This window comes from Streptomyces sp. NPDC050856 (assembly GCF_040653855.1).
GTDB lineage: Bacteria > Actinomycetota > Actinomycetes > Streptomycetales > Streptomycetaceae > Streptomyces.
On the sequence record NZ_JBFAGV010000032.1, the window covers coordinates 38,742 to 55,790 of the forward strand.

Genomic DNA, 17,049 nt, shown 5'->3' on the forward strand with positions numbered 1-17,049 from the left:
GCCGCGACCCACGGTCGCGGCGCCCCTCCTCCGTGTGCCGTTGCACCGGCGGCGCACCGCTCCGGTGCGGAAGGTGTCAGTCGCCCGGGCCGGGGTCGGGGTGGACGGGCTCCTTGATGCCGGCGCGGGCTGCTTCGAGCTGGGCGGCGAAGGCGATGCCGAGGAAGAGGGCGACACCGGTCACGTTCGCCCACAGGAGCAGGGCGACGAAGGCCGTGAGCGGACCGTAGACGGCTCCGAACGAGCCGCTCTTGTTGACGTACAGGGCCAGCAGCCAGGTGGCGACCACCCACAGCAGCAGGTGGATGCCCGAGCCGAAGGCGAGCCAGGTGTAGCCGGGCTGGTCGCGGCGGGGCGCCCAGCGGAAGATCACCGCCGAGGCCAGTCCGGCGAGCAGGATCCCGACCGGGATGTGCAGCGGCAGCCACCAGTCGAGCAGGACGGGCGGCAGGCGCAGCGCCCGGACCACGGACTGGCCGATCTCCCGTCCGGCGACGATGGCCAGGAAGCCGCCGCCCAGCGGAAGGCCCGCGCACACGGCGAGCACCACACCCCGGCCGTACTTGGCGGGGAAGGGACGGTCCCGCTCGATGCCGTAGATGCGGTTGCAGCCCCGCTCGATCTGGCCCATGGCGGACGCCAGGTTGAGTACGGCGAAGCCCAGGCCCATCCACATGGCCACGGCGCCGGCGGTGTCCGCCCCGGCGCTGCGGCGGGTCTCGGCGAGCGCCTCGCGCACCAGGTCCGCGCTGGCGCCCGGCACGATGCCGGACAGCGCCAGTTCGATGGCCCGCCCCAGGCCCTCGGTGTGCATGGTCGCGGTCACCCCGACCAGGGCGATGGCGAACGGGACGATGCCCAGCACGACCTGGTAGCCCAGGGAGCGGGCCGAGCTGAAGCCGTCCGCGTACCGGAACCGGGCGAAGGCGTCGAGGAACAGTTCACGCCCGCCGTAGTGGCGCAGCGCGGCGAACGCCTCGTCGCCGGAGAGCTCCTCGCCCACCATGTCCCGCGTCTGCGGAACATGCACCACCGTGCCCATGCCGTCCTCTCGCTCTCCCTCTCCGGCTGCCGTCGTCCCCGCGCCCCGGCTACCGGCGCAGGCTCTTCTCCGGTGCCGGTAGGCGCGTCCGTGCCGCCCTGGCCGCCGAGCCGAGCGAGTGGACCGCGTACAGCAGTACCCCTATGTCGTCCAGCAGTACCGGGTCGGGCAGCAGGTCGACGGGGCTGGCCGCGTACAGCAGCGCGCCCCAGAACAGCAGCCGCCGCTCCTGGCCCAGGCCGGCCTCGCGCAGCACCCGCCGGGCGCGGACCAGCCGGACCACCAGGACCACGGCCACCACCAGCGTCACCAGGACGGCGGCGGCGGCCAGGACGAGGGCGGTGCGCACCTCGGTGCTCATCGTGCGCCGGCGCGGGTCAGAAGGGCAGCCGGCGACGGGTGCGGCGGCCGGCCGAGCCGCTGCGGCCGACGGCCCGGGAGCTGGAGCGGAACGGCTTGCTGAACAGCCGGCCCAGCGGGCCGGGGGCCTTGCCGCCGGCCCGTGCTCCGGACCCCAGCAGGCGCTGCGTGCCCCGCTCGGGGTGGTGCGACAGACGCGGCAGCAGGAAGGCCAGGACGGCCAGGACGACACAGAGGGCGAGGACACCGGCGATGACCACGACACGCTCCTTCCATCGGAAGCTGTGCCTGCCATGTGCCCCCGGCGGCGGCGGATACGCGCCACCGCCGCTATGACCCGGCCGCCGCCTGCACGAGCGGTTCGCCGGCGCGCCGCGCGAGCCCCCTGTGGTAGCGGCGCAGCAGGAGCACGGCGGTGGCGGCGAGGCCGGTGAGCAGGCCGAGCCAGACACCGGTGGTGTCCAGGCCGGTGAGCAGGCCGAGCAGCCAGGCGGCGGGCAGGCCGATGGCCCAGTAGCCGACGAGGGTGACGTGGAAGCCGCCCTTGGTGTCGTCCAGGCCGCGCAGCAGTCCCACCCCGATGTTCTGGGCGCAGTCGAAGAACTGCAGGACGGCGGCGATCAGCAGCAGCTCGGTGGCGATGGCGATCGCCTCGTGCTCGGAGGGCTGGAGGAAGGGGCGCAGCACCAGGCCGGGGGCGAGCGCGTACCCGGCGGCGACGACGGCCATGACCGCGCCGGCGCAGGCAAGGGCGGTGTTCTTGAGGCGGCGGGCCTCCTCCACCCGGCCCAGGGCGAGTTCCCGGCTGACGTTGATGGACGCCGCGTGGGACAGGCCGACGGCTATCTGGAAGACGATGTAGACGAGCTGGTTGACGGCCGTGTGCGCGGCGAGCGCGGCGCTGCCGAAGGTACCGACCATCAGGGCGACGACGAAGAAGAAGCCGGCCTCGGAGCCGTAGGTGGCCGCGATGGGCGTGCCCAGCCGGGTCAGCCTGCGCAGGGTGGTCCCGCGGGTGCGCCAGATCCGGATGTCCAGCAGGCGCGCGAGCCCGGGGTCGCGGCGGGCGGAGGCGTACAGGGCCAGGCAGGACAGCAGGTACACCAGGGAGGTGGCCACCCCGATGCCGGGCAGGCCCAGCTTCGGCAGCCCCCAACCGCCGTGGATGAGGGCCCAGTTGAGGGCGGCGTTGACGGCGATGGAGGCGATGGTGATCCGCAGCAGGGCCTGCGGCCGGCGCATGCCGACGGTGAACTGGCGGATGGCCTGGAACCACAGGCACGGCACCAGACCGGGAGCCAGCGCGAGCAGCACCGGCTGGGCGCCCGCCACCACCCGCGGGTCCTGGCCGAGCCAGGCGACGGCCTGGCCGCACAGGATCATCACCAGGGCGCCGCCGACGCCGGCCAGGGTGGCCAGCGCGAGGGCCGCCCGGACGATGTCGCGGACCTCGGTGGCGGCCGCGTCCACGGCGGCCTCGTCCGCCGGGCCGGCGTCGTCGCCCTCCAGCCGGGCCGAGGCGGCGGCCACCTGGTTGCCGACGGCGGTCACCATGCCGACGCCCATGGTGCGCAGCTGGTTGAAGATCACCATGGCGAGGCCGCCGGCCGCCAGGGCCTCCGCCCCCATCAGCCCCATCATCACCGTGTCGGTGGTGGTGAGGGCGACTTGGGCGAGCTGGGTCAGGGCGAGCGGTACGGCCAGGGTGGCCAGGGCCCGGCTGTCGCGGAGCAGGGCGCGTACGGGCAGGGGTGTCGGCATCGGTGTCAGTTCCCGCGGAGCTTGGTCAGCAGTTCGTCGACCTCGCGGTCGACCGTGGGGTCGACGAGGTCCCGGGCGTTCATCCAGTCGTCGTCGAAGACGGTGTCCAGGTACTTCTCGCCGCCGTCGTTGAGCAGGGCGACCATAGTGGTGCCGGGCGGCAGGGCCGCCATCCGGGTCAGGGCCTCGTACACGACACCGCCGGCCGAGCCGCCGATGAGCAGGCCGGTCCTGCGGGCGAGGACCCGGGCGGTGGCGAAGGCCTCGACATCGCCGACCTTGACGCCCTCGTCGATGAGGTCGTAGTCGACCAGGGCGCCGATCTCGGCGCCCTCGGGGGTGCCGGTGCCGGACTGGTAGTAGTCGTGGGCGGGGCCGCCGAAGGCGATGGAGCCCTTGGGCTCGACGCCGATCACGCGGACCCCGGGGACCGTCCGGCTCAGCTCCCCGGCGGTGCCGCACAGCGATCCGCCGGTACCCACGGCACCGACGAGCTGGTCGATCCGGCCGTCGAGCGCCGCGACCAGCTCATGGGCGACGGGGTGGTAACCGACGGCGTTGCTGGGGTTGTTGTGCTGTTCGGTGAAGATGGCGTCGTCGTCCTCGCGGGCCATCCGCTCGGCGAGTTCCTCGCGGGCCGCGGTGGCCAGCTCCTCGCTGCCGTCGTCCACCACGTACACGAGCTCGGTGCCCATGGCCTTCATGCCGCGCAGTTTGTCGGGGCAGGCGTGGTTGTCGACCACGGCGGTGAAGGTGTAGCCGCGTTCGGCGGCGATGACGGCCAGGCCGAGGCCGGTGTTGCCCGAGGTCGACTCGATGATCCGGCCGCCCGGGCGCAGTTCGCCGCGTTCCTCGGCGTCGACGACCATCTGACGGGCCATTCGTATCTTCGCCGTCCCGGTCGGGTTGAGGTGTTCCAGTTTGAGCAGCAGGCGGCTGCCGTTCTCGGTGCGGCACAGCTCGTACAGGGGCGTGTAGCCGATGAGGTCCGAGACACGGCTGACGATGGCGGGGCGCAGGAGTGCCTTGTGCATCAGGGGCTCCAGGGGGAGGGGTGGTCAGGTGGCCGGGTGGCGGTCGAGCCGCCAGCGGGTGCGCCCGCCCGCGGTGTCCAGGACGACCTTCGGCGGCAGCGGCAGGTCGTGGAAGGGCGACTCGTTGGAGTCCATCTGGTAGCCGGCGGTATTGGGGTAGACCAGCAGGTCACCGGGGTGCGGCCGGGTCGGGTGGACGACCTTGCGCCAGGTCAGCAGGTCCGACTCCAGGCAGGTGGCGCCGCCGACGCAGGCCCGGAAGGGCGGCCCGGCGGGCCGGTCGCCGGCGGTCAGCAGGACGGGGTCGGGCAGGTACTCGCTGTTGAACCACTGCTCGGACAGGCTCAGGCTGGTGCCGTCCACCGTCAGAATCCCGTAGCCGTCGCGCTCCTTGACGCCCCGGACGGTGAAGACGGTGCAGCCGGCCCGGTCCAGCAGGGCCCGGCCGGGCTCCAGCAGCAGGGTGATCCCGGCGTCCTTGAGCCGGGCGGCCAGGGTGGTGGTGCCGCCCCGGGGCCGGGTGGCGAGGACGGCGCGCAGCGCGTCGGCACCGGCCACCGGCGAGTGGTAGGGGTAGAAGTCGGACGTGGTGAAGGACTTGCCCGCGTGGTAGTCCCCGGGGCCCTGCTCGCGGAGGAACCGTTCCCAGTCGCCGGCCGCCGCGTAGTCGACGGCGAAGCCGCCGCCGATGCTGATCCGGTCGGCGGGCAGGCCCGCCGCGCGGGCCTTGAGGCACAGGTCGACCAGGTCGCCGGCCAGCTCGGCGCGCGGCTGGACGGCGTAACCGGACAGGTGGAAGGAGAAGCCCTCCATCCGCACGGCGTCCCGGGCCTCCTCGCAGCGTGCCAGGGCGGTGCCCAGTTCGGCGTCGTCCAGGCCGAAGCGGCTGCGCGGCTGGGCGGGCGGCAGGCGGCGCAGCAGCAGCCGGGCCGGGCGGGTGGCCCGGGCGAGCGCGATGACGCGGTCCAGTTCGTCCAGCGCGTCGACGGCGATCAGACAGCCCTGGAGCACCGCGACACGCAGCAGGTCGTCGGCCTTGGCCGGCCCGGTCACCACGATGTGCTCGCCGCGCACGCCGTGGCCCAGGGCCTCGCGCAGTTCGCCGGCGGCCGCCACGTCCACACCGGTGCCGGTCGCCGCGCACCGCTCGATCCAGGCCGCCGCCTTGTTGGCCTTCTTGGCGTAGTGGACCAGGCCGTCGACGCCCGCTTCGGCCAGGGCGGCCCGGAAGGCGGCGGCGTTGGCCTCGAAGCGGTCGGGCAGCAGCAGGTGGAAGGGCCCGCCGAAGGCGTACGCCAGCTCGTGCGGCAGCCCGCCGCGCAGGATCCGGTCGAGTTCCGGGTCGGGGTGCGCGGGCAGTCTCGGGCCCGGCGTGCGGGGGCTCACCGCCACAGCGGCACCCGCGTTCCCAGGCCCTGGGCGAGGGCGAGCTGCGCGAAGCGGTGTCCCAGGGCGATGTCGGTGACGACCAGACCGCTGTTGTACGCGAAGACGCGCTGCCCGTCGTCGGTGCGGCCGGCCGCGCGGCCCGCCAGCACCTCGGGGAACTCGGCGTCGACGTCGGGCAGCCGGCCGTCGTCGTCGGCCATGTCGGTGCCGGTGACCCGCATCTGGGCGGCGCTGGTGGCGACGACCCGGTCGGCGCGGTGCAGGGTGGAGGGCGCGATGCCGTGGCCGACGAGTATGGACAGGGCGGCGGGTCGGAGCCAGTCGGCCTCCACGTTCGCCGGGGTCCGCGGTCCGGCGGTGGCGACGACCACGTCCGCCGCGCCGGCCGCCGCGCGCAGGTCCGTGACGACCTCGACCTCGCGCCCGGGGAAGTGGGCGTCCATCTGCTCGTGGACCGCGCGTATGCCGTCCGGGTGGGTGCCGAAGACCATCAGCCGCTCCAGGCCGGGCAGCGTGGTCAGCAGGAACGGCAGGGCGAGCCGGCCCTGTGTGCCGGTGCCTATGACCAGCGCGCTGCGGCTGCCGGGGGCGGCCAGTTCGCGGGCGAGCAGCGCGGAGACGGCGGGCGTGCGCAGGGAGCCGATCCGGCCGCAGTCCATCATCGCGACGGGCAGCCCGGTCACGTCGTCGTAGAGGGTGAGCGAGGTGTAGTAGTGCTGCTTGTCGCGGTCCTCGTGCAGGCCGTGCTTGTACGAGGTCTTGATGGCGACCACGTTGCGCACCCCGTCGCGGCCGAGCATCGCGTACGAGACGGAGTGGCCGTCCTCGGGCTTGACCGTCAGCTTGCGGGGGTTGGCCGACCGGCCGGCGGCCAGGGTGCGGTAGGCCTGCTCCACGACGTCGACCACGTCGGTCGGCGTGATGTCGATGCCCGCGATGTCCGAGGTGCTGAGGACGGACAGGCTCGTGTCGTCCGCGAGGTCGAGGTGGTCGGTCACGGGGTCCCCTTCGTACGGTCGCTGGTGCTCACACGTCTCACGGCTCTCACCGGTCTCTCGCCTCGTCGCTGTCGTGCGGGTCGTACGCCTGCACGGCGGCCTGGCCGTAGCCGTGCTCCTCCGCCTCGGCGGCGGGACGGGTACGGCGGCCTGGCACCCGCACCGAGGCCCTCTTCAGCCAGCGGTCGGTGCCGTCGTACCGCGCCTGGAAGGGGACCCGGCCGTGGACGACCACGTCGTTGTCGACCACCAGGACGTCACCGGGTTCCAGGCTGACCGCCACCGACACCCGGGCCAGCTCGTCCGTCAACCGGCCGTAGGCGGCACGGTGTTCGGGCGTTGCCTCGTCCAGCGGAGTGTAGGCGGGGTCGAAGCGCAGGGTGAGGCCGTCCTCGGACTGCCACAGGGTGGGCACGTCCGGCGGGCGGCCGTCGAAGCCGCGCGCCTCGGCGTACGCGTCGTCGGGCAGGATGGGCAGCGCGGGCCGGGACAGGGTCGCGATGTCCCGCGGGTCGAGCCGGGCCCTGCGGACGCTGGCCGCGGTGGTGGCGATCCGGTCGTGGTTGCGCACGCAGGCGAGCATCAGCAGGTGGGCCCGGCCCGGGTGGAAGGCGTCCTCGGTGTGCGGGCTGAGCAGTACGGCGCTGCTGGCGCCGGTCTGCTCCTGTTCGTGGCCCGGGCTGGGCACGATGTTGTGCACGAACCGGCCGTCCTGCTGCCCCCGCCACGCGATCGGGTTGCCCATCACGGTCGCCAGCAGCAGCAGCGTCACGTCCCACTCGGCGGCGCTGTCGCCCGCGGTCGCCCAACTGAGCGGCGTGGGGCCCACGTCGGCGTCGTCGAGGGGCAGCCCCCGCAGGACGAACAGCCCGTCGGGGGTGTCGACCGGCCGGCAGTGGTGGCGCGTCCGCCCGCTCAGCGCGGCGGCCGTCTCCGCCACCCGCTCCAGCAGTTCGGGGCGGGTGGCCGAACCGCCGAACTCGGCCAGGATCTTCTGCGCGGCCTGGCTCAGTTCATTGATCGCGTACGGGTCGAGCTCGCGGACGGGTGCGGGTCCCGTGGTCATCGGTGAGTCATCCGTTTCCGTTGCGGGGGAAATCGGGCCGGGGGTGCGGGTGGAGCGAAAGGGCGTGGTGACGCCGCCACTTGGCGGACGCGGTGGCGGTGCGGGCGGTCCCCTGTCCCGGCAGCCGCCCGGAACGTACCAACCTGAATTAGGTAAGGCAACCCTTACCCATGTCTTGTCCTAATGTCATCGCATCGAGCTGGCTGGAACTGGTGCTCGGCTCAAGTGCCCCTGTTCCCTTGGGGATTCGGACTTCTGCGGACGTAGCGGCCGACACGCGGAGACCACCTTGCCCCCCGTCAACTCTTAGGGTAGGCACACCTAAGTACTTAAGAATGATTGTCAGCTCGGGGATCGAGGACGACGTGGATCTGAACAGACGACAACTGCTGTGGGCGGGCGGCGGTATCGGGGCGGCCGCGCTGCTCACCGCGTGCGGGGGCGGCACGGCCCCCGGCGCCTCGTCGGATTCCGGCGCCAGGCCCAGGGCGGGCGGCACCCTGCGGGTCGGCGCGCTCGGCCGCGCCTCCGCCGTCACCCGCGACCCGCACGGCAGTCAGGCCAATGAGAGCGACTACCTCGTCCTCTCCCTGGTGTACGACACCCTCACCGTGCCGGGCGCCAAGCCCAACACCCTGCCGCGCCTGGCCTCCCGCTGGCAGTCCTCGGACGACCTGCGGACCTGGCGGTTCACCCTCGCCGAGGGAGCCGCGTTCCACGACGGCAGCCCCGTCACCGCCGAGGACGTCGTCTTCTCGTTGCGCCGGCTGCGGGGCACCCCCTCCGGCGCCTCCCGGCTGCCCGGCATCAAGGCCGCGAACATCACGGCCGAGGGCACCGGCACCGTCGTCCTGGTCTCCGACTACCCCAACGCCGAACTGCCACAGCTCATGCGCCTGACGACCTTCGTGGTGAAGAAGGGCACCACCGACAAGGACATCACCGCGGCGCCGGGAACCGGTCCCTTCAAACTGGACTGGTTCCGCGGCGGCAACGCCCGGCTCGTGCGCAACGACGACTGGTACGGCGGCGAGGTCCTCCTCGACGCCATCGAGGTGAAGATCTTCGAAAGCCCGCAGGCCATGGCGAACGCCCTGCTGGCCGGCCAGATCGACCTGGCGTCCAACGTGGGCGCCGTCGCCGCCAGGACCGCCGAGCGGCGCCAGGACGTCCAGGTGGTGCGCCGCCCCAACGACATGGCGATGCCCATCGTCATGCGGACCGCCGACGGCCCGTTCGCCGACCCCCGCGTCCGCGAGGCGCTGCGCCTGGCGGTGGACCGCGAGGCCATGGTCAAGCAGGTCCTGTCCGGCTACGGCACCGTCGCCAACGACATCCTGGGCACCGGCGACCCCGCCTACGCCAAGGACGTCCCGCAGCGCGCCCGCGACCTGGGCAGGGCCAGGACCCTGCTCCGGGAGGCCGGCTTCGACCTGTCGAAGACCTACCGGCTCAAGACCACCGAGGACGTCCCCGGCCTCGCCGAGTCGGCCACCCTGTTCGCCGCCCAGGTCCGGGAGGCGGGCGTCAGGATCGAGGTCGTCAAGGAGGAGTCGGCCTCCTTCTGGGACCGGACCTGGCTCAAGGGCGACCTCTACACCACGTACTGGGGCACCAACGACTCCGTGGTGTTCTTCGCCAGCAAGACCATGGTCTCCGACTCCGGCACCAACGAGACGGCCTGGAAGAACCCGGCCTTCGACGCCGCGTACCGCAAGGCCATGGCCACCAAGGACCCCGCCGCCCGCGCCGAGCTGCTCCACGACGTCCAGCGGATCCAGCACGGCTCCTCGGGCTACCTGGTGTGGGGCACGGCCGACGGCATCGACCTGGCCGCCGCCCCGGTGCGCGGCCTGCCCACCCTGCCCGGCTACGGGCGCGTACAGCTCGAGCGGGCATGGCTGAACCGCTGACCCCCACCGCCCAGCGGCCGCCGGCCGGGCCGGCCGGGGACGGCTCCCCCCGGCCGGCCGGTGCCCGGCCCGCCGCCGGCGCGCTGCGCCTGGCCGGCCTCCTGGCCCGCCGGGCCCTGCTGCTCGCCGTGCTGCTCGCCACGGTCTTCCTGGCCGTGGAGCTGCTGCCCGGCGACGCCGCCGACGCCACGTCCGAACGCGGCGAGAGCGCCGCCGACCTGGCCCGCCGCCGCGCCCTGCTGGGCCTGGACCGGCCGGTGGCGGAACGGTTCGCGGACTGGATGACCGGCCTGCCCACCGGTGACCTCGGCACCTCCGCGCGCGGCGAGCCGATCGCCGAGCTGCTGGCCCGCCCCTTCCCCAACACCCTCCTGCTGGGCGGTCTCGCCCTGCTGGTGACGCTCGCCCTCTCGCTCGCGCTGGGCGGCTGGGCGGCGCTGCGGCCCGGCGGCCGGGCCGACCGCGTCATCTCGGCGACGGCCACCGGCGTCCTGGCACTGCCCGAGTTCGTGGTCGCGGTCGCCCTGGTGCTGGTCTTCGCCCAGTGGCTGGACTGGCTGCCCGCGGTGACGCTGGCCGGCGCCGACGGCACGCCCGCGTCCTGGGAGATGCTGGTCCTGCCGGTGGTGGCCCTGTCGGTCCCGCAGATCGGCTGGAACGCCCGGATCGTGCGCGCCGCCCTCGCCGACGAGGCCAAGGCCCCGCACGTGGAGAGCGCGGTACTCGACGGGCTGCCGCCCCGCCGGGTCCTGGTCCACCACGTACTCCCCGGGGCGACCCCCGCCATCGCGGCCGGAGTCGCCACCTCGACCGGCATGCTGCTGGGCGGCGCGGTCGTGGTGGAGACCATCTTCAACTACCCGGGCGTCGGTGCCGTGCTGGCCGGAGCGGTCACCGACCGGGACGCCCCCGTCATCGCCGGTGTCGTCGCCGTGACCGGAACCGTCATCACCGGCGTACTGCTGCTCGCCGACTCCGTCCGGGCCAGGGCCTCGGGAGGCAGCCTGTGAAACACCGCCGCGACGCGCTGCTGCGGACCCTGCCCGCCCTGCTCCTGGTGCTCCTCGCGCTGGCCGGGCCCTGGCTGGCGCCGCACGCCCTCGACACCCCGGTCACCGCCCCCTACGCCGAGCCCGGCGGCGGGGCCCCGCTCGGCGGCGACCAGCTCGGCCGCGACGTGCTGTCCCGGCTCCTCGCCGGGGGCCGCGAACTGATCGTCACCTCGCTGCTGGTCACCGTCCTGGTCACCGCCACCGCCGCCGCGCTCGGTACGGTGGCGGCGCTGCGCCCGGGCATCGGCCGGGTCGTCGACCGCGCCGCCGACGTGCTGATGCTGCTGCCCGCCGTGCTCGGCATCCTGCTGATCGCCCTGGCCTGGCCGGGCGGCGGGCGGCTCGCGCTGGTGGCCGCCGCGACCGTGATGGGCGTGCCCTACGCGGTGCGCCTGGTGGCCGCCGCGGCGGCCCCGGTGGTCGCCTCCGGCTACATCGAGGCGGCGGCCGTCGGCGGTGAGCGGCTGTGGCACCTGGTCGTCCGGGAAGTGCTGCCCAACCTGCGGGCCACCCTGCTCGCCCTGTTCGGGCTGCGGTTCGTTGCCGCCGTCTACGTCGTCGCCACGGCCGGTTTCCTCCAGGTGGGGCCGCAGCCCCCGGCCGCCGACTGGGCGCTGATGATCCGTGAGAACGCCGGTGGTGTCCTCCTCAACCCCTGGGCCGTCCTGGCCCCCAGCATCGCCATCGGCCTGCTGGCCATGAGCGTCAACCTGGCCGCGGCGGCGCTCGTCCCGCTCGGCGGCCGCAAGGCGGTGACTCCCCTGTGAACCACGTGCCCGGCCGCTACCCCGAAGACCCGCCCCCGGCCGACGCGGCCCGGCCCGCCGTACGGGTCGGCGGACTGACCGTCGCGGCGCCGGACGGCCGGCTGCTGCTGGAGGGCGGCGACCTGTGCCTGCGCCCCGGCCGGGTCGTCGCCGTCACCGGCCCGTCCGGCTGCGGGAAGACCACCCTGCTGCGCGCCGTGGCCGGCGTCCTGCCACCGGGCGCGGCCCGCACGGCCGGCACCGTCGACGTCCTGGGCCACGACCCGTTCGCCCTGCCGGAGGCGGAGATACGCGCGCTGCGCCGCCACCGCCTCGCCTACGTGGGCCAGGACCCCGGCTCGGGCCTCAACCCCCGGATGCGGGTGCGGCGACTGCTGGCCGAGGTGGCCGCCGACCGCGACCCGCGGGCGCTGCGCGCCCTGCTGGCCGAGGTGCGGCTGCCCGCCGACGGGGACCTCGCGGACCGGCGCCCCGGGGCGCTGTCCGGCGGGCAGCAGCGGCGGGTCGCCCTCGCCCGGGCCCTGGCGCGCCGCCCCGCCGTACTGCTCCTGGACGAACCCACGGCCGGGCTGGACGCGCGTCTGCGCGACGAGATCGGCGAGTTGCTGCGCCACCTGGCGAGCCGGCACCAGCTCGCGATCGCCTTCTCCTGCCACGACGCGGACCTGGTCGCCCGGCTGGCGGACGAGGTGGTGGAGCTGGGCCACCGGGCACCGGCGCCCGCCGCCGGCCCGGCCGCGTCCCTCGCGCCCCGGTCCCCCTCCGGGACGCCCGCCGGCCCGCGGCCCCCGGCGCCGGAGGGTGCCGGGACACCCGTGCTGTCGGTGACCGGCCTGACGGCGGCCTTCGTCCACCGCGGCCGGCGGGTCCCGGTCCTGCACGGCGTCGACCTGACCGTGCGCGCCGGTTCGGGTGTGGGCGTGGTGGGGGCCTCCGGATCGGGCAAGACCACTCTGATGCGGGCCGTGGTCGGACTGCACCGGGCGACCGGCGGCACCGTGCGCCTCGACGGCGCGCCGCTGCACCCCGCCGCCGGGCGCCGCACCCGCGAGGAGCGCCGGCGCCTCCAGCTCGTCCCCCAGGACCCGCTGGGCACCCTCAACCCCGGCCGTACGGTGGGCGCGGCGATCGGCCGGCCGCTGGTCCTGCACCGCCGTACCCCCCGGGAGGGGGTGCGCGAGCGGGTCCTGGAGCTGCTCCACCGGGTCGGCCTCCCGGCCGCCACCGCCGACCGCTACCCGCACGAGCTCTCCGGCGGCCAGCGGCAGCGCGCCTCCATCGCCCGCGCCCTGGCGGCGGACCCGGACGTCCTGGTCTGCGACGAGGTGACGTCGGCCCTGGACGCCGGCACGGCCGCCTCGGTGATGGACCTGCTGGACGAGCTGCGCGGGAGCCGGGGCCTGGCCCTGGTGCTGATCAGCCATGACCTGCGCCTGGTGGCGGACCGCACGGACACGCTGCTGGTGCTGTCGGAGGGCCGGACCGTCGAATCGGGCCCGACCCACCGGGTGTTTACCGCACCGGAACACCCGCTCACCGCCGCACTGCTGGGCAACGCGACCCCTCGCACGGTAAGTTAGGTAAGCCTTACCTACCGGAGGTGGAAGTGATGAGTGCCGACGCCTGCCCTCACGGACCGAGCGACGCGGAGCGGGTCCGCTCCGTGCTCGCCGCCGCCGGGTCGCTGACGGTGACCACGGACGGGCACAGCTGCGACCTGATGGGCGCGCACCACGTCGACAGCCGTGGCCGGCTGACCCTGCGGCTGCCCGCGGACAGCTGCCTGGCGAGCCGCTCCGCCCTGGCCCCGCGCGGCGTGCTGGCGGCCCTGGTGGAGTTCACCGACGTGGCCCCGACCGCCGTACGGGACAGAGTGCGCGCCCGCGTCACCCTCTCCGGCTGGCTCACCCCGGACCGTCCGGCCCCCGGGGACGACCGCACCCACCTCCGGCTGGACGCCGCCCGCGCCACCCTGACGACCCCGGCCGGCACGGTCCGGGTGGGCCTGGACGAGATCGTGCTGACCGAGCCGGACCCGCTGGCCGCCCACGAGGCCGCCCTCCTGACCCACCTGGCCGACGCCCACCCCGGGACGGTCGAGCGGCTGACCCGCCTGGCCGACCCGCGCGACCTCCAAGGCGTCGTGGGCGTGCGGCCGTTGGCCGTCGACCGGTACGCCCTCACCCTCCGCCTCGAACAGCCGCACGGCCACCGGGACGTCCGCCTGCCCTTCCGGACCCCGCTGCGCGACGCCACCGAGGCCGGCGACCGGGTACGGGAGCTCCTGGCCGCCGCCCGCCCCTGCGCCCCGCGCCGCCGCCTGTTCCCGGGACGCTGAGGCGCGCCGCCCGGCCGGCGCGCCGGGCCCGCGCGCCCGGCCCACCGGCCGGGGAGCGGGGCCGTACGCACGGGGGCGGGGGCACACCGTTGTCCCGGTGTGCCCCCGCCCGTGTGCTTGCCGCCGGCCCGTGGCCGGCCCGGTCACCAGCGGTACCAGCGACCTCGCTTCCCGCCGGCCCCGGTGGAACGGACGACGAAGCCGAGCAGCCAGACCACCAGCACGATGACCGCGATCCACCACAGGGCCTTGAGAGCGAAGCCGGCGCCGAAGAGGATCAGCGCCAGCAGAAGAACGAGTAGCAGGGGAACCATGGGTATCAACCTCCGACCCGCCGTCTGCCCCTGCCCGCCGTTCGTACACCTCCCGCTTCGCACACCAGTTGGCCGGGCGGTCGCCCCGCACCGGGGGATCACCCGCCCGCCGGACCATTTCCGTTTCCTTCGGGGAAAGGCGGCTACACGAACCGGTGTCGTGGCGAAGTCCCCTATCGAAGGAGTGATGACCGTGTCCGCATCGGAGAAGGCCAAGGCGAAGGCCGAGCAGGCGGAGGGCAAGCTCAAGGAGGCCGCCGGTCGCGCGTCGGGCAACGAGCGCATGACCGCGGAGGGCCGGGGCGAGCAGACCCAGGGCGATGTCCGTGAGGCCAAGGAGAAGGGCAAGGACGCCTTCAAGCGGTGACCGGACCCTCTCGCGCGCACGGGCCGCCCGGCGAACGGGCGGCCCGCTCGCGTGTATTCGGCACCGTTGCCCGCGGGGAGGGCGACACGGGCCGGCCGCCTTGTAGTATCGGTGCTCATGTCGAAGCCTGACGACCTGCTTGTTGACATCGCCGCGATGGTGGAGTCGGAGCAAACCAACCAGATGTCACTCACCGTCGTCGTCCACGGAGCCGTGATCACGGGACGACTCGCTCCGGAAGCCGTGTGGCGGCAGCGTGTCGCGGAGGTTCTGCGGGATTCCGACCGGCTCCGGCCGTTCGCCGGCGTCTTCATGGGGCCCGGGGCGGACACCGCCGCGGAGCGGCGGGCCGCCGCACCCGAGCACCTGCACTTCCACGTCGCCAGGATCCTCCAGGGCACGCTCGGGATTCCCGAGACCGGCGGGATGTACCGCATCGCCATCAAGGACGTGAGCGCCTGGACCGTGGGGGACTTCAGCTACTCCGACCACTGATCCGCGCCGCCCGGCCCACTGCCGCCGACACGACGGAACGACGGAACGACGAAGAGGGGCGCCGACCGGATGCGAATCCGGTCGGCGCCCCTCTTCGTGCCGCTGGGGCCGGGTTGGTCAGACCCCGGCGGGCGAGCCGAGCTGCGCCGACGCCGCCTGCAGCGCGGTGAGGTCGGGGGCCGGGGCCACCGCGTCGGCGGCCGGGCGGCAGGTGAAGCCGAGACGGGCCATGGCCCTGGTCACCTCACCGGCGCTGAAGTCACGGCGGTCCTGCTTGGTGATCACTTCCCCGACCTGCTTGACGGGGTAGGTACGACGGCCGATGATCACGGACTCACCGACGACGGGTTCGGGCTTGACGCCCTTCATCATTTCCATGACCTCGCTCTTGACGAGATCGAACGGAAAGCGGGCGATGACGCAGCGCATGGTGCCTCACAGGGTGGGAGGGTACGAGAGGGCGAGGAGCCCGGCGGGGTGCTGAACCGGACTACGCGGCGGGGCGGCCGAAGGAGGCCTGCGCGGACGTGCCGCGCGCCGACCCGGCCGGACGGCCGGCCCGCGCGGCCTGCGCGGGACGACTGCGGCGGCCACGCGAGGAGGACGCGCTGCGCTTGGCCCGCTCCACCACCGGTGCGGTGATGACGACGGGGGTGCCGGGAGGGGTCTGGGCGCCCGTGATACGGCTCAGTTCGGCTTCGCCGGAGCGCACCTGCGTGGTCGTCGGGGTGATCCCGGCGTCGGCCATCAGGCGGTTCATCGTACGGCGCTGGTTGGGCAGCACCAGGGTCACCACACTGCCGGACTCGCCGGCCCGGGCGGTACGGCCGCCCCGGTGCAGGTAGTCCTTGTGGTCGCTGGGCGGGTCGACGTTCACGACGAGGTCGAGGTTGTCGACGTGGATGCCCCGGGCGGCCACGTTGGTGGCCACCAGCACCGTGACGTGCCCCGTCTTGAACTGGGCCAGCGTCCGGGTGCGCTGGGGCTGCGACTTGCCACCGTGCAGCGCCGAGGCCCGGACACCCACGGACAGCAGGTCCTTGGTCAGCCGGTCCACCGCGTGCTTGGTGTCCAGGAACATGATCACCCGGCCCTCGCGGGCGGCGATCTCCGTGGTGGTGGCGTACTTGTCGGCGCCGTGCACGTGCAGCACGTGGTGCTCCATGGTGGTGACGGCACCCGCCGAGGGGTCGACCGAGTGCACGACCGGGTCGTGCAGGTACCGGCGGACCAGGAGGTCGACGTTGCGGTCCAGGGTGGCCGAGAACAGCATCCGCTGGCCGTCGGTCCTGACCTGGTCCAGCAGCGCGGTCACCTGGGGCATGAAGCCCATGTCGGCCATCTGGTCGGCCTCGTCCAGGACGGTGATCGACACCTGGTCGAGGCGGCAGGCGCCCCGGTCGATCAGGTCCTTGAGGCGTCCCGGCGTCGCCACGACGACCTCGGTGCCGGCGCGCAGGGAGCCCGCCTGGCGGCCGATCGACATACCGCCGACCACCGTGGTGAGCCGGAGGTTCAGCGACCGGGCGTAGGGCGTGAGGGCGTCGGTGACCTGCTGCGCCAGTTCCCGGGTGGGGACCAGGACGAGGGCCAGCGGCTCGCGGGGCTCGGCGCGCTTCCCGGCGGTGCGGGCGAGCAGGGCCAGGCCGAAGGCGAGGGTCTTGCCGGAGCCGGTGCGGCCACGGCCCAGGACGTCCCGGCCGGCCAGCGAGTTGGGCAGGGTCGCCGCCTGGATCGGGAACGGCTCCTTCATGCCCTGGGCGGCGAGCGTCTTGTGCAGCGCGGCCGGCATCTCCAGGTCCGCGAAGGCCTCGGTGGGCGGCAGCGCCGGGGTGAGGGTGACGGGCAGGGCGAACTCGCCCTGCATCCCGCCGGAGGGGCGCCGGCCACCGCCGGAGCGGGCGGGCGGGCCGGAGCGGCCCTGGCTCTGGCCCGGGGAGCCGAAGCGGGTACGGCGGCCGGCGCCGTAGGAACCGGCCGAGCGCGTACGGGAGTAACTGTCGTTGGAACGGGTTGAACGGTTCATGCAGAACCTTCCTCGATATGGCACGTATCGAGGAATCCCGGCGGAAACAGACAGCACCCGGGGAGTCGCAAGAACGAGCCGTAGAGAAGCAGAACGCAGGGCGAGAGAAAGGGCCCGGTGCGTCGTA

Annotated in this window: 18 protein-coding genes; 7 read left to right on the plus strand and 11 right to left on the minus strand. The window is 74.1% G+C overall.

The window, feature by feature from the left end; all coding sequences use genetic code 11:
- Positions 1–76: 76 nt before the first annotated feature.
- The 8 genes from AB0H53_RS24290 to AB0H53_RS24325 form a co-directional block, all read right to left on the minus strand.
- Positions 77–1,042, minus strand: coding sequence for a YihY/virulence factor BrkB family protein (locus tag AB0H53_RS24290; protein ID WP_362117069.1), 966 nt, complete (start codon positions 1,040–1,042; stop codon positions 77–79).
- 49 nt (positions 1,043–1,091) lie between these two features.
- Positions 1,092–1,403: a YkvA family protein gene (locus AB0H53_RS24295; RefSeq protein ID WP_362117072.1), complete on the minus strand. Its 312-nt coding sequence runs from the start codon at positions 1,401–1,403 to the stop codon at positions 1,092–1,094.
- Positions 1,404–1,419: 16 nt separating this feature from the next.
- A complete protein-coding gene (locus AB0H53_RS24300; protein WP_362117075.1) occupies positions 1,420–1,662 on the minus strand; it encodes a DUF6411 family protein in 243 nt (80 codons plus the stop codon).
- A 70-nt stretch (positions 1,663–1,732) separates the two neighbouring features.
- Positions 1,733–3,163 (minus strand): MATE family efflux transporter, encoded by a 1,431-nt coding sequence (locus AB0H53_RS24305; protein WP_362117078.1) that lies wholly within the window; start codon positions 3,161–3,163, stop codon positions 1,733–1,735.
- A gap of 5 nt (positions 3,164–3,168) precedes the next feature.
- Positions 3,169–4,197 carry a cysteine synthase family protein gene (locus AB0H53_RS24310; RefSeq protein ID WP_362117080.1) on the minus strand — a complete coding sequence of 343 codons (1,029 nt, stop codon included), beginning with the start codon at positions 4,195–4,197 and terminating at the stop codon, positions 3,169–3,171.
- A 24-nt stretch (positions 4,198–4,221) separates the two neighbouring features.
- Positions 4,222–5,589, minus strand: a complete 1,368-nt coding sequence (locus AB0H53_RS24315) for a Y4yA family PLP-dependent enzyme (RefSeq protein ID WP_362117083.1) — start codon at positions 5,587–5,589, stop codon at positions 4,222–4,224.
- Positions 5,580–6,584 carry an ornithine cyclodeaminase family protein gene (locus AB0H53_RS24320; protein WP_362117086.1) on the minus strand — a complete coding sequence of 335 codons (1,005 nt, stop codon included), beginning with the start codon at positions 6,582–6,584 and terminating at the stop codon, positions 5,580–5,582. Before AB0H53_RS24320 ends, AB0H53_RS24315 begins: the two co-directional genes overlap by 10 nt.
- 46 nt (positions 6,585–6,630) lie before the next feature.
- Positions 6,631–7,650, minus strand: a complete 1,020-nt coding sequence (locus AB0H53_RS24325) for a TauD/TfdA family dioxygenase (protein ID WP_362117089.1) — start codon at positions 7,648–7,650, stop codon at positions 6,631–6,633.
- A 335-nt stretch (positions 7,651–7,985) separates the two neighbouring features.
- Between AB0H53_RS24325 and AB0H53_RS24330 the strand changes: the two genes are divergently transcribed.
- From AB0H53_RS24330 to AB0H53_RS24350, 5 genes are read left to right on the plus strand one after another with little or no spacing between them, the layout of a single operon-like run.
- A complete protein-coding gene (locus AB0H53_RS24330; protein ID WP_362117092.1) occupies positions 7,986–9,563 on the plus strand; it encodes an ABC transporter substrate-binding protein in 1,578 nt (525 codons plus the stop codon).
- Entirely contained in the window at positions 9,548–10,573 is a 1,026-nt protein-coding gene (locus AB0H53_RS24335; RefSeq protein WP_362117095.1) for an ABC transporter permease, read from the plus strand. The genes AB0H53_RS24330 and AB0H53_RS24335 overlap by 16 nt, the downstream gene beginning before the upstream one ends.
- Entirely contained in the window at positions 10,570–11,382 is an 813-nt protein-coding gene (locus tag AB0H53_RS24340; protein ID WP_362117097.1) for an ABC transporter permease subunit, read from the plus strand. The genes AB0H53_RS24335 and AB0H53_RS24340 overlap by 4 nt, the downstream gene beginning before the upstream one ends.
- Entirely contained in the window at positions 11,379–12,962 is a 1,584-nt protein-coding gene (locus AB0H53_RS24345; RefSeq protein WP_362117100.1) for an ATP-binding cassette domain-containing protein, read from the plus strand. Before AB0H53_RS24340 ends, AB0H53_RS24345 begins: the two co-directional genes overlap by 4 nt.
- Before the next feature lie 29 nt (positions 12,963–12,991).
- Positions 12,992–13,720, plus strand: a complete 729-nt coding sequence (locus AB0H53_RS24350; RefSeq protein WP_362117103.1) for a DUF2470 domain-containing protein — start codon at positions 12,992–12,994, stop codon at positions 13,718–13,720.
- Positions 13,721–13,863: 143 nt separating this feature from the next.
- Here the strand turns inward: AB0H53_RS24350 and AB0H53_RS24355 are convergent, their stop codons facing one another.
- Entirely contained in the window at positions 13,864–14,034 is a 171-nt protein-coding gene (locus tag AB0H53_RS24355) for a hydrophobic protein (protein ID WP_362117106.1), read from the minus strand.
- A 193-nt stretch (positions 14,035–14,227) separates the two neighbouring features.
- On the opposite strand from AB0H53_RS24355, the gene AB0H53_RS24360 reads away from it, so the two are divergent.
- A complete protein-coding gene (locus tag AB0H53_RS24360) occupies positions 14,228–14,401 on the plus strand; it encodes a CsbD family protein (RefSeq protein WP_362117109.1) in 174 nt (57 codons plus the stop codon).
- A gap of 117 nt (positions 14,402–14,518) precedes the next feature.
- Positions 14,519–14,896 carry a hypothetical protein gene (locus AB0H53_RS24365; protein WP_362117112.1) on the plus strand — a complete coding sequence of 126 codons (378 nt, stop codon included), beginning with the start codon at positions 14,519–14,521 and terminating at the stop codon, positions 14,894–14,896.
- Positions 14,897–15,013: 117 nt separating this feature from the next.
- Here the strand turns inward: AB0H53_RS24365 and AB0H53_RS24370 are convergent, their stop codons facing one another.
- The gene (locus AB0H53_RS24370) at positions 15,014–15,325 is read right to left on the minus strand and encodes an SCO5918 family protein (RefSeq protein ID WP_362117115.1); all 312 of its coding nucleotides are present in this window, start codon (positions 15,323–15,325) and stop codon (positions 15,014–15,016) included.
- 61 nt (positions 15,326–15,386) lie between these two features.
- Complete coding sequence (locus tag AB0H53_RS24375; protein WP_362117118.1) at positions 15,387–16,922, minus strand: DEAD/DEAH box helicase; 1,536 nt, start codon at positions 16,920–16,922, stop codon at positions 15,387–15,389.
- Between the last annotated feature and the right edge of the window lie 127 nt (positions 16,923–17,049).

Coding starts and splice junctions, on each gene's coding strand:
- AB0H53_RS24290 (WP_362117069.1), bottom strand. CDS start 1,042: ATGGGCACGGTGGTGCATGTTCCGCAGACGCGGGACATGGTGGGCGAG.
- AB0H53_RS24295 (WP_362117072.1), bottom strand. CDS start 1,403: ATGAGCACCGAGGTGCGCACCGCCCTCGTCCTGGCCGCCGCCGCCGTC.
- AB0H53_RS24305 (WP_362117078.1), bottom strand. CDS start 3,163: ATGCCGACACCCCTGCCCGTACGCGCCCTGCTCCGCGACAGCCGGGCC.
- AB0H53_RS24310 (WP_362117080.1), bottom strand. CDS start 4,197: ATGCACAAGGCACTCCTGCGCCCCGCCATCGTCAGCCGTGTCTCGGAC.
- AB0H53_RS24325 (WP_362117089.1), bottom strand. CDS start 7,650: ATGACCACGGGACCCGCACCCGTCCGCGAGCTCGACCCGTACGCGATC.
- AB0H53_RS24330 (WP_362117092.1), top strand. CDS start 7,986: ATGATTGTCAGCTCGGGGATCGAGGACGACGTGGATCTGAACAGACGA.
- AB0H53_RS24335 (WP_362117095.1), top strand. CDS start 9,548: ATGGCTGAACCGCTGACCCCCACCGCCCAGCGGCCGCCGGCCGGGCCG.
- AB0H53_RS24350 (WP_362117103.1), top strand. CDS start 12,992: ATGAGTGCCGACGCCTGCCCTCACGGACCGAGCGACGCGGAGCGGGTC.
- AB0H53_RS24355 (WP_362117106.1), bottom strand. CDS start 14,034: ATGGTTCCCCTGCTACTCGTTCTTCTGCTGGCGCTGATCCTCTTCGGC.
- AB0H53_RS24365 (WP_362117112.1), top strand. CDS start 14,519: ATGTCGAAGCCTGACGACCTGCTTGTTGACATCGCCGCGATGGTGGAG.
- AB0H53_RS24370 (WP_362117115.1), bottom strand. CDS start 15,325: ATGCGCTGCGTCATCGCCCGCTTTCCGTTCGATCTCGTCAAGAGCGAG.
- AB0H53_RS24375 (WP_362117118.1), bottom strand. CDS start 16,922: ATGAACCGTTCAACCCGTTCCAACGACAGTTACTCCCGTACGCGCTCG.